Source organism: Paenibacillus sp. 1-18, assembly GCF_000520755.1.
GTDB classification, from domain to species: Bacteria; Bacillota; Bacilli; order Paenibacillales; family Paenibacillaceae; genus Paenibacillus; species Paenibacillus brasilensis.
Genome location: NZ_ASSB01000256.1, coordinates 1 through 10,269, shown reverse-complemented (window position 1 = coordinate 10,269; position 10,269 = coordinate 1). Strand labels below are relative to the sequence as shown.

10 protein-coding genes and 1 pseudogene are annotated in these 10,269 nt (G+C 45.9%); 7 read left to right on the top strand and 4 right to left on the bottom strand.

The window, feature by feature from the left end:
- The first annotated feature begins 156 nt into the window (after positions 1-156).
- A pseudogene (locus tag L693_RS0116305) lies at positions 157-934 on the top strand (GNAT family N-acetyltransferase).
- Between the two features lie 67 nt (positions 935-1,001).
- Positions 1,002-1,673, top strand: a complete 672-nt coding sequence (locus L693_RS0116300) for a phosphatase PAP2 family protein (RefSeq protein ID WP_025718308.1) — start codon at positions 1,002-1,004, stop codon at positions 1,671-1,673.
- 39 nt (positions 1,674-1,712) lie between these two features.
- Here the strand turns inward: L693_RS0116300 and L693_RS0116295 are convergent, their stop codons facing one another.
- On the bottom strand, positions 1,713-2,363 hold the full coding sequence (locus tag L693_RS0116295) for an undecaprenyl-diphosphatase (protein WP_025718307.1): 651 nt from the start codon (positions 2,361-2,363) through the stop codon (positions 1,713-1,715).
- A 146-nt stretch (positions 2,364-2,509) separates the two neighbouring features.
- On the opposite strand from L693_RS0116295, the gene L693_RS0116290 reads away from it, so the two are divergent.
- Positions 2,510-3,220: a response regulator transcription factor gene (locus L693_RS0116290; protein ID WP_025718304.1), complete on the top strand. Its 711-nt coding sequence runs from the start codon at positions 2,510-2,512 to the stop codon at positions 3,218-3,220.
- Complete coding sequence (locus L693_RS0116285) at positions 3,217-4,593, top strand: sensor histidine kinase (protein WP_025718303.1); 1,377 nt, start codon at positions 3,217-3,219, stop codon at positions 4,591-4,593. Before L693_RS0116290 ends, L693_RS0116285 begins: the two co-directional genes overlap by 4 nt.
- 80 nt (positions 4,594-4,673) lie before the next feature.
- On the opposite strand, the gene L693_RS0116280 is transcribed toward L693_RS0116285, so the two are convergent.
- Positions 4,674-5,147 carry a C40 family peptidase gene (locus L693_RS0116280; protein WP_025718301.1) on the bottom strand — a complete coding sequence of 158 codons (474 nt, stop codon included), beginning with the start codon at positions 5,145-5,147 and terminating at the stop codon, positions 4,674-4,676.
- Between the two features lie 363 nt (positions 5,148-5,510).
- Here L693_RS0116280 and L693_RS0116275 point away from each other — a divergent pair, with 363 nt between their 5' ends.
- Both L693_RS0116275 and L693_RS0116270 read left to right on the top strand, forming a co-directional pair.
- Positions 5,511-6,545: a glycosyltransferase gene (locus L693_RS0116275; protein WP_025718299.1), complete on the top strand. Its 1,035-nt coding sequence runs from the start codon at positions 5,511-5,513 to the stop codon at positions 6,543-6,545.
- Between the two features lie 5 nt (positions 6,546-6,550).
- The gene (locus tag L693_RS0116270) at positions 6,551-7,276 is read left to right on the top strand and encodes a M99 family carboxypeptidase catalytic domain-containing protein (protein ID WP_025718297.1); all 726 of its coding nucleotides are present in this window, start codon (positions 6,551-6,553) and stop codon (positions 7,274-7,276) included.
- A gap of 128 nt (positions 7,277-7,404) precedes the next feature.
- On the opposite strand, the gene L693_RS0116265 is transcribed toward L693_RS0116270, so the two are convergent.
- Both L693_RS0116265 and L693_RS0116260 read right to left on the bottom strand, forming a co-directional pair.
- On the bottom strand, positions 7,405-8,748 hold the full coding sequence (locus tag L693_RS0116265; protein WP_025718296.1) for a sugar phosphate nucleotidyltransferase: 1,344 nt from the start codon (positions 8,746-8,748) through the stop codon (positions 7,405-7,407).
- A 40-nt stretch (positions 8,749-8,788) separates the two neighbouring features.
- Complete coding sequence (locus L693_RS0116260) at positions 8,789-9,619, bottom strand: DUF6492 family protein (protein WP_025718295.1); 831 nt, start codon at positions 9,617-9,619, stop codon at positions 8,789-8,791.
- 209 nt (positions 9,620-9,828) lie between these two features.
- Between L693_RS0116260 and L693_RS0116255 the strand changes: the two genes are divergently transcribed.
- Positions 9,829-10,269, top strand: a 441-nt coding sequence (locus tag L693_RS0116255; RefSeq protein ID WP_025718294.1) for a YheC/YheD family protein, incomplete at its 3' end; no start/stop codon positions are given.

Here is a 10,269-nt window from a genome sequence, read left to right as displayed (position 1 = left end):
GAGCCGTTAATAAGGCTTGAGTGGCTTTTTTATGTTGATCCTTCCTATAACACGAGTGGAGGGTTCTATGCTATTGTGCACAATTCGCTTGCATTATTTTAGTCATTATGAAATCCTTATTGGATAAAGTTAATTTTTAACGTTGGGAGAGGACATATGGAGAATTCAACCATGTCCATTGAATGGTATGAAAATCAAATCAGGGAGGACGGCTGCTATTGCATGAGAAGTATGCAAAAAGCACCGGGCTATATACAAAAGCTGAATTGGACAGAAAATGAATTTTCCCAAGGTTTGACTTACATACAGATAAGAAAAGGCAATAAACCAGCAGGATTTATTGAGTATGCGTTGGGTGAACAGGCATGGAGGACAGTTCATGCCGACGGATATCTTCTGATTCATTGCTTATGGATGGGTGTGACCGGATTAGGGCTAGGCTCCAAACTTATTCAACGTTGCATCGAGGACGCTGTCAGGTTGGGTAAAAAGGGGGGGCGCAGTGGTTACTAACACTGATACATCGTGGGCGCCTGGTCCCGATATTTTTCTAAAGAACGGGTTTCAGCATGTGGAGAACGCACCTTTTTCCTTTCAGTTGTATGTTTATAAGCTGAATAGCAATCACTCTGATCCTTATTTTCCAAATAACTGGGCGCAGCGGCTGGAGCGTTTTCGTGAAGGCTTAACCATCTTGCGAACTCATCAATGCCCCTATTTGGAGATTGCCACGCAAAATGTGATTGAAGAGGCAGAGACTGTGGGTATAGAGCCCGAAATCATGTATATACACAATCGTCCACAGCTGATGAAATTATCTCCGACACCCTATGGTGTATTCCATGTGATCTGTAAAGGAGAATTGATTTCATATCACAGGCTGACTCCTCGTTCTTTTGCTAAAAAACTGAGCCTGCTTTACGATAAAAGCTGATTCTTTGGGTGAAAATATTAAAGAAGTGTAAGAACAGTAAACGAACATCACGGAGGGCCAACAAGACATGAAACAAGCACCAGCAAAGCTACCCATCTCTATAGCCCTGCTTACATGTATGGTATGTGCACTTGGCTTTGCTTTAATCGCATTATGGGTCAGCGACCATCAGGTGCGGCATTTTGACTACATGATCATAACGGATATTCAACAGCTGGAGTCCCCAGCAATGACTCGTATAATGAAGTTTTTCACCATAATCGGTAGCGGGATTCCGATTATAATCATTATTTTAATCGCCATGTTTGTGCTGAACAGAGTATTGGGACACCGTAGAGAACTGTTGTTTTTAGTAATTGCTGTGCTGGGTTCGGTGCTGCTGAATACGGTGCTAAAGCTGCTCTTTCACCGTGCGCGTCCCGAAATTAACCGTATTATTGAGGCGAATGGATATAGCTTTCCAAGTGGACATTCCATGACTGCTTTCAGTATGTATACGGCACTGGCCTTTATAGTGTGGAAGCATATTCCTTCCAGGCTGGGACACATCCTGCTGACCGCGCTCAGCAGCCTGCTGATTGTAGCGATCGGGACAAGCCGTATTTATTTAGGCGTGCATTATCCAAGCGATGTTCTGGGCGGCTATTTTATGAGTGCCTGCTGGTTGGCGGCCTGTATTTGGTTTTATCAGCGTTATGAAGAACGAAAGCCGCCACTTCGCTCTAAATCGACAGGATAACCGGTGGCAGACCCATAAAGCTGTAAAAAAGCAGACGCATTAGCGCCTGCTTTTTATTTGGGCAGAGGAAGTGGGACCAGTGATGTGAGTCCTGGCCTGTACAGCAGGCTTGAGCCCCAATTTTTTCTCCCCATTTTCATAAAAAATAATAGCCGCCTGTATGAAGATACCAGGAAGCTTCCGACGTCGTATGAATGTATGAATGCCGACAGCGCACCCTGCCCCAATGACCGCACCTGCCAATATATCCGAAGGATAATGCACACCGGTCCAGACTCGAGATACAGCAATGAGAACCGCCAGGATAACCCAAAGCACGCGATATTTTTGACGATGAAGCCACAAAATTGCGGCCAGAGCAAAAGCTCCAAGGGCATGATTACTCGGAAATGAAGCGTTGGCCTCGTGGTGAATAAGCTGGATAACAGCATGTCCGACGAAAGGACGATCCCTGTAAAACAAATGCCCCAGGCCCCAACTGATTGCAAAGCCAATGCTAATAGTGACAACAGCTTCTATAACCATCATCCGATGTGGCATTTTAAAGGAGAACCAGTAAATCAGCAAAGCCACTCCAAACAAATAAGGTGCATATTGAGCCAAGAAACGCATGATTCCATTTAAAAAGGAAAGGTGATTAGCCAGTTCATTGATCCAGTGAAATAAAGCATAGTCTACATTAATTAACATGAATAAATTACTCCTTAACATCAAAAAATGAATTACAAAATTACATTATAGAGGGTTCCAACGAATAAAAGCTTAAAATCAAATAAAAAATGCATGTCTTTCCCATTCCTCAATTTGTTTTTCTATAGAAAATAGGTGGTTTTGCGGTGAAAAAATCGGTATTGGTCATTGATGACGAAGAAAAAATATCCAGATTACTCCAATTGGAATTATCCCACGAAGGATATGCAGTTGAAATTGCGCAGACGGGCAAAGAAGGATTGGAAAAGGCTTTGGCACAGACATGGGATATCATCATTTTGGATGTGATGCTGCCGGAGCTTAACGGAGTCGAGGTGTTGAAGCAGTTTCGAAAAGTGGACAATCATACGCCCATTATTATGGTCACTGCACGTAACAGAACGATTGATAAGGTTTCCGGTCTGGATGAAGGTGCGAATGATTATATTACGAAGCCTTTTGAAATCGAGGAGCTATTAGCGCGGATGCGGGCCAGTATAAGGCATCAATTGGAGCCTAAAGCCACTCCTTCACAAGAAGGGGAGAAGCTGCCGTGTCTTCAGGTCGATAGCTTGGTGCTTGAATCCAAAACACGCTCTGTAATGCGGGAAGGGAAGCGAATCGAGCTTACGCCCAAAGAATTTGATCTGCTTCACTACCTCATGGAGCATAAAAATCAAGTATTGCAGCGCGATCAACTGATTCAGGATGTGTGGGGGTTTGATTTTGTGGGGGATACGAATGTAGTCGATGTGTATATCCGATACCTTCGTAAAAAGGTGGATCATGGCTACAAAAAAAAGCTGATAAAAACCGTACGTGGCGTAGGATATTGTATCAGGGAGGAAGACCGTTGAAGCTGCGGACCAAAATTACACTGCTCAGCTCAATTCTAGTGATGACCATTCTCCTGTTTGTTGACGTTACCGTTCATCTGTTGTTTGTCAAAATCGCCACTCGCAATGAAAGAGAAGTGCTGCAAAATAAGTGGACTGATATCATTACAGAAACCGGTTCCAGAATGATTCTAAAAAATGCATGGGGACCTGAGTTTAAGGATGAGCTTGCAGGAGACACAATTTTGAGGGTTTTTGACCAGCAATCCCGCCTTTTGTATGAAGTAAGTCGTCAGTCCCGCTTCAAGCTGGGTAACTTACGTTTTAACACTTCTCAAAGCTCACAGCTGACAGAGGTACAGGGTCATAAGATCTTGGTAATTCATCTTCCGATGCTTTCTGCTGAAGGAAATCAAGAGGGAACGCTGGAGATCGTGGAAAAATGGGATGCGCTCGAAAATAATCTCAATATTTTAAATACGATCCTCATCACCTCGACTACAGGAGCCATGTTACTTAGTCTTGTAGGCAGCACGATTTTAGCAAATGCCATATTGCTACCTATTTCGAGCAGTATTCAGACGATGCAGGAAATTGAAAGAAGCCTTAAATTTAAAAAAATCCCTGCTCGCACCCACAATCAAGATGAATTGTCCCAAATGACCGCAACCTTTAATCGAATGATGGACAGATTGGAAGAGAGCTTTCAGAGCCAGCAACAATTCGTATCAGATGCTTCGCATGAGCTGAATACGACATTAATGATCATTGAGGGCTATGCTAATATGCTGCGACGGTGGGGCACACGTGATGAGGATATTCATAAGGAATCCATTGAATCAATCTATGAAGAAACTCAGCGAATGCGAACGATGACACAGCAATTACTGACTTTGGCTTCCTCACAGCAGAAAGACTCGGAGCCGTATGAGCGAATAGAGCTGATCGGGTGCTGTCAACAGGTGGTTGCACATCTCAAGCCTGTACATGATCGTCAGATTACTATTTTTACAGATGAAAAAGAAATCTGGCTTGATGCCAGCCTTGCAAAAATCAAGCAGCTGCTGCTTATCTTGCTCGATAATGCTCTAAAGTACAGCTCATATCCAATTGATATCCGGTTGTCTACAGATGAAAAAGATGTGCACATCCGGGTCAAGGATTATGGAATCGGGATACCAGAGAGCGAGATCAAGCGAGTCTTTGAACGATTTTATCGTGTAGATAGCTCCAGGCATCGTAAAACCGGAGGAACCGGGCTTGGACTGCCGATTGCCAAGGCTATTACAGACGCACATCAAGGTACGATATGTATGGAAAGCGTAGAAGGAGAAGGAACACAGGTGACCGTCACATTGCCTCGAAGACAACAGGAAGGGCTGTCCCTCCGGTAGACATATCTACTCGCGGAACAGCCCTTTGTGTTGATATTTATAAGTGGACATAATGAAATGGACTCTTATCTATGCCTGTCCTAGAGGACACGACGAGCTGTAGTGTAATGGGAATTCCACCAGCCTGAATTAAGATCCGTGATCGTTACGCCACCTTTACCAAATGTGTGTAGAATCTTGCCGTCTCCCATATAAATGGCTACATGGTGAATTGGCGCATAGAAAAAGACCAAATCGCCTTTTTGCAGCTGACTACGTGGTACAAAAGTACCGACGGTCGATTGCTCTCTGGACGAACGCGGGAGCTTGACTCCATTTTGTCCAAATACATATTGAGTAAATGAAGAGCAATCAAAAGAGCTTGTGTTGCCTGCGGGTGCTCCATGTTGATAGCGTACACCCATAAACTGGGAACCTGTAGAAATAATCCGATCAGCTGTGCTGACAGAAGCGGCATGAGTAGTGTCTGGTCCAACGATAAAGCTTCCTGCGCCGAAGGCCAAAGTCATTGTAAAGCAAATTCCCATCCATAATTTTTTCGAAGTGTGTTTCATTTAAACATTCCCCCGTTATTTCGTATTTTGTATCTTGTCGTGATGTCCTGAGATGACAATAACACAAATAAAATATCCGGAATTTACCACTCAAGGTTACAATCCTGTTACCCCAACGCTTTTTCCTCATTTATTAGAAAACGATGAGAATTTTCACCTGAAATTTTGATTGACAGAACGTGCATTTCCCCCTTATCACTGGGTCCGTATGACAAAAAGCGACTTGCAGACGATTCGCACAAGCAATCACGCAAAATATACATACCTATATACTAGAGTTAATAACTTGTACGGGAACAAGCTTAGGTTCCCGTTCATATCGTAAAGATCACACCGCTTTTCCGGTAAGGAAGGAGGATTCATATGGCTTCAAAACAGATTAAAATGCCCAAAGGTCAACGTCTAAGCATTGTTCAGGTCATTTCCAACTATCCCAATGCACAGCCGGTCCCTTCCATCAAGGGTGGAACGGAAAAGGTCGTGTACGAATTAACGGAGGAACTGGTAAGACGAGGACATCATGTATCTTTGTTTGCTGCTCGTGGGAGCAGGAGCAATGCGCGACTGATTGCCTATCCCAAGGGTTTAAAGCACGATCAGATCCACCGGTACGTCCTTCAACACATGCCTTCCGGCACACAGATCATTCATGATCATACCTTTCGCTCTGCTGTGGGACGCAGGAAGCTGCCTTGTCCATCGGTATGCACGGTCCATCTTCCAGTGAAGAGACACGGTAGAAATCCGGTATATGTCAGCAAACGGGCACGCCAGCTCATGGGTGGGGGCAAAGGCTTTTATATCTATAATGGCATTAACACACGGGAATACGAGTTCAGCAGCGAGAAGCACGGCTATTTGCTGTTCATGGGCAGGATTATTCGAAATAAAGGTGTATTGCAAGCCATTCAGGTTGCAGAACGAACAGGAAAAAGACTGCTTATTGCCGGTCCTATCAAAGCACCTGTATTTTTTCGCCAAGAGATTCAAAAGCGAATTCAGCATAATCCCAAAATCCGCTATGTAGGAGCGGTGGGAGGGGGCCAGAAGCAGAAGTTGCTAAAGCATGCGGAATGTCTGTTGTTTCCGACACTGTGGGAAGAGCCTTTCGGACTTGTGATGGTAGAGGCGATGGCTTGTGGAACACCTGTACTCGCTTTAAAAAATGGATCTGTTTCCGAGGTTCTTTCAGGCTTTCCACAGCTAATTTGCAAATCGGTTGACCAAATGGCACGAAAAGTGAAGCAAAAAAAATACCCGTCACCAGCCAAACTTCGCCAGTATGTCACCCAAAGATTCACCAACAAACAGATGACCGATAAATATGTAAGGCTATACCGTGAAATCATCCGTCGGCAAGGCCGGAAGAAAAGCCAGGGATTGCCTAAGCGGAGGTGAAAGGGATGCAGGTCAAACAGTATATGCTTGGAAAGGGTTATTCTTGGGTGACTCCATATTATATAGCTACAGGGAGACAGGGAGATCCCCATGTAATGGTGGTCGCGGGCATACACGGCAAGGAAATAGCAAGCATCCGCGCGGCTGAGGAGCTGGTGAGGCTGTTGAAGCAGCAGAAGCTGCACATCAGCCATGGCAAGCTAATAATTCTACCTGTAGTCAATCAAAAAGCCTACCGCAAACGGATTAGAGGAATACCGGACCTTAATCGAACCTTTCCACGCACCAAAAAGCAGGCGGCGTCCAACCCGCTTTCCGCTGCGGTATTCCAATTAACACAAAAGTATCATCCTAAGTGGTATCTTGATCTGCATGAAGCCAATGGATTGTCACAAAAGGATCCCAAGGTGCTTGGTCAAACGCTAATTTCCGATAAGGGCAATCCGGTAGTTCCTGCTGTCCGCCGAACTATAAAGCGAATGAACCATTCCATCAAGAACACAGACCGGCATTTCAACATTCGGTTGCATGAGCTGCCGGGCTCCTCCCGTACGGCAGCAGCCCGAATCTTAGGCGCACGCGCGGTCACGGTGGAAACATGCTGGAGTCTACCCAAGAAGGTACGTATAAAGTATCATTTGGAGATCGTACAGCATTTTTTAAGAGAAGCCGGACTGGTCAAGGCCAATGGAGTATATTTATCTGCCAAGGTTAAAACTGTTACTCCATGAAATGTAACATTACAAAATAAAAATCGCTTCTAGAGCAAGGGGTGTTCCTTTCCTGTACTCAAGAGCGATTTTTTTATTTGCCATTCTCGTGCACAAATTATTTTGGGCTTATGTGACATCTCTATGCGTCAGGATTCGGATTTATAGAACGCGCTCACCAAGCTTTCCCCCAGGCGAACCTCGATCAGCTCCAATGGCTTATCCAGATCGGAACGGATCGTGTGATGCGTATCGACCGGGATACGAAAGACGGAACCACTTGCTGCCGTAAAACGTTCTCCGTTCAGCATGACCTCCCCCCGGCCGGAAACGATCGTCCACACTTTCAGCCCACTACCGTGACAATGTCCGTTTAAGCGGTGATCCGGGAGCACCGTCAAGCGTATCGCTAGAATATCGTTCAAACTCCGATGATCAAATTCGTCCAGCACCCGGTAGCTGCCCCAAGAGGCTTCCCCATGCATAGGACGTAGCTGAAGTGTTCCCAGCTTCTCCTTGATCGCGTGGGCATGACTCTTGGCGGCAATGAGGATGCCATCAGGGCTGGCAGCAGCAATAATATCCTCCACGCCAATGACATGGAGTGGATAGGGCAGCTCATTGACGATATGCGTGCCATGAGCGGGACCACTGATCTGTCCGCGCCCAATCACCTGGTTGCCGAGTTGTTCCGTTAATGCCTGCCAGTTGCCGATGTCACGCCATTCACCCTCGTAGGGGAGGACGACGGCACGTTCGGCACGCTCCGCAATCTCCTCGTCGAAGCTGCGAACAGGGAGGCTGTCGTACATCGCGCATAATGCCTTATCGTTCAGCGGCAAATCACTACGCTCCATGCAGGCCAGTATATACTGTAGCTTAAAAGCGTAAATGCCGCAGTTCCAGAGCGCGCCTTGGCTAATAAGCAGTTGCGCTCCCATGCGATCCGGCTTTTCTGTGAAGCGGGCAACTGACGCATGGGAAGGTTTTCCCTTTCTTATCATTCGCTGACCTGGAACGATATAACCGTATTGGTCGGAAGGATGAGTGGGCCTTGTCCCAAGCATGGCCAGATCGGCTCCACTATCGAGCAACAGACCGGGGAGTGCCGCTACACTATGGAAGAAATCCTCTCCCGCAAACATATCCGCTGGAGCGATACAAACAATTTCGTCCAGCCCCACGCCATTGGCGTGAAAATGAGCAGCTACCAATGCAGCTGCGGTGAAGGTTCCCCGTTTGGCAGGCTCACCTAGAACGGGCAGACGACCTTCCGTATGACGAAAGGCTAAATTTACCTGACTCCGATGAGTCAGCAGCAGGGCAGAGGAATCCAGCCCGGCTACAGTAAGCTGTCGATACACTCGACTGAGCATAGATTCCTTTTGCCCGTCAGGGGCAGGCAACAATCGGAGAAACAGCTTCGAGCGGATATCGTTGGACAATGGCCACAGCCGTTTTCCAGCACCACCGCATAGCAATACGATGTGCACGGGCACTTCCTCCTTCGATCCAGATCCAATGTGGACCGTATCATTTTGCGGAATGTTGTTGATTTTTAGCTATTTGATACACCCTACGTTGATGAAAGGATAAAGAACGATGGCTTTTAGCAAAGGTTCCTAATTGTTTTTGAGTGAGGGAAGATGCCCGACTATGAAGCGCTTTATTAAGTGACTTGCGTAAAATCATCCGAGAGGGCTGCATGCTGTACAGATAGTTGGCATATGTCTCATATTCGGAAAAACCAAACTGTTTTTTGCGGTTTATATTTTGGATAATCGCGTTATACCAGGGTTTCCCGTGACGGGCCTCAATGACCTGTTTGAGTCGCGAGAGCCGCGCTTTTTCAAACAGCATATAGTGAGTAACAAAGGACTTCGGTGAGGGAGCCTTCATGCCTATCAGCTTGCGATAGGTGCGAAAATACTCAGGCTGACTCCAGTTGCGATAGTAAAATATCGTTTTGCCGTCCTTTCGAAACACATGTGGACGAATCAAAATCGTATCCGCATCAATAACAAGAAAAAAAGAGGCTTTACTGATTTTATCGCCATTCATTTTGAGCAATTGCTGATACAGCCAGCCTGAGCGGTCCCAGCGTGCCGTACCGTAACGGATTTGTTTTTTTGTTATAGGCAGTACCGTCTTCTCATCAACAAATGTACAGCTCTTGCTTGCACACAGCCGACGAATGCCGTCGCTTTGGGGTGAAATGATATAAATGGTCCCAATTCGGTGCTGCACGTAACGGCGCAAACTGTCAATTACCAGCGGTAATGTGCCCATATCTTTATCAATGGCAGGAATCAAAACATCAATTGTAAAAGAACCCTTCTGTGACCCATCCGATTGCGCTGACAATGCTATTCACTCCCTATTTATGCAAATGTACGTATTCGTGTATTGCATTATCATATGCCCGGACAAGCGATTTCGACCGGGCAAGGTCGTTGAATATTTCTAAGCAAAGACAGGGCGAATGCAGCTTTCATATGGGGGGATACTGCATATGATGGATTGATCTTTTTAACAGAAGCGTTTCACCTCGAAAATAGAGAGGAGAAGGGGAAGTGAATACTTTACGAACACAGGCTGTACGCAGCAAGTGGCATAAGACCCAATTGCTGCTCAGGAATCAGGGGATCAAGCCTTTTATACCGGATACCCGGAAATATACCAAAGCCAATTTAAAGTCAATGCTGGAGAAGTACGGGATGGTCTATGTAAAACCCGATCGAGGAACATTCGGTAAAGGTGTGATGAGGGTAGAGCAGGGGGAGGGTTCGCGTTTTGCCTATCAACATGAGGAAAAGCGTTTGGAGTTCAAAAACGTAGAGGCACTATATGTCAGCCTGTCGAAGAAAATAGGGAAGAAAGTCTATCTCATTCAAAAGGGGATCCATTTACTGCGTCATCAGAAACGCTACTTTGATATCCGGGTCATGGTGCAACGCAATGCAAAAGGGCCGTGGGAATCAACCGGAATTATTGGCCGACTCGGTCATCCCCGT

Coding starts and splice junctions, on each gene's coding strand:
- L693_RS0116300 (WP_025718308.1), top strand. CDS start 1,002: ATGAAACAAGCACCAGCAAAGCTACCCATCTCTATAGCCCTGCTTACA.
- L693_RS0116295 (WP_025718307.1), bottom strand. CDS start 2,363: ATGTTAATTAATGTAGACTATGCTTTATTTCACTGGATCAATGAACTG.
- L693_RS0116280 (WP_025718301.1), bottom strand. CDS start 5,147: ATGAAACACACTTCGAAAAAATTATGGATGGGAATTTGCTTTACAATG.
- L693_RS0116275 (WP_025718299.1), top strand. CDS start 5,511: ATGGCTTCAAAACAGATTAAAATGCCCAAAGGTCAACGTCTAAGCATT.
- L693_RS0116270 (WP_025718297.1), top strand. CDS start 6,551: ATGCAGGTCAAACAGTATATGCTTGGAAAGGGTTATTCTTGGGTGACT.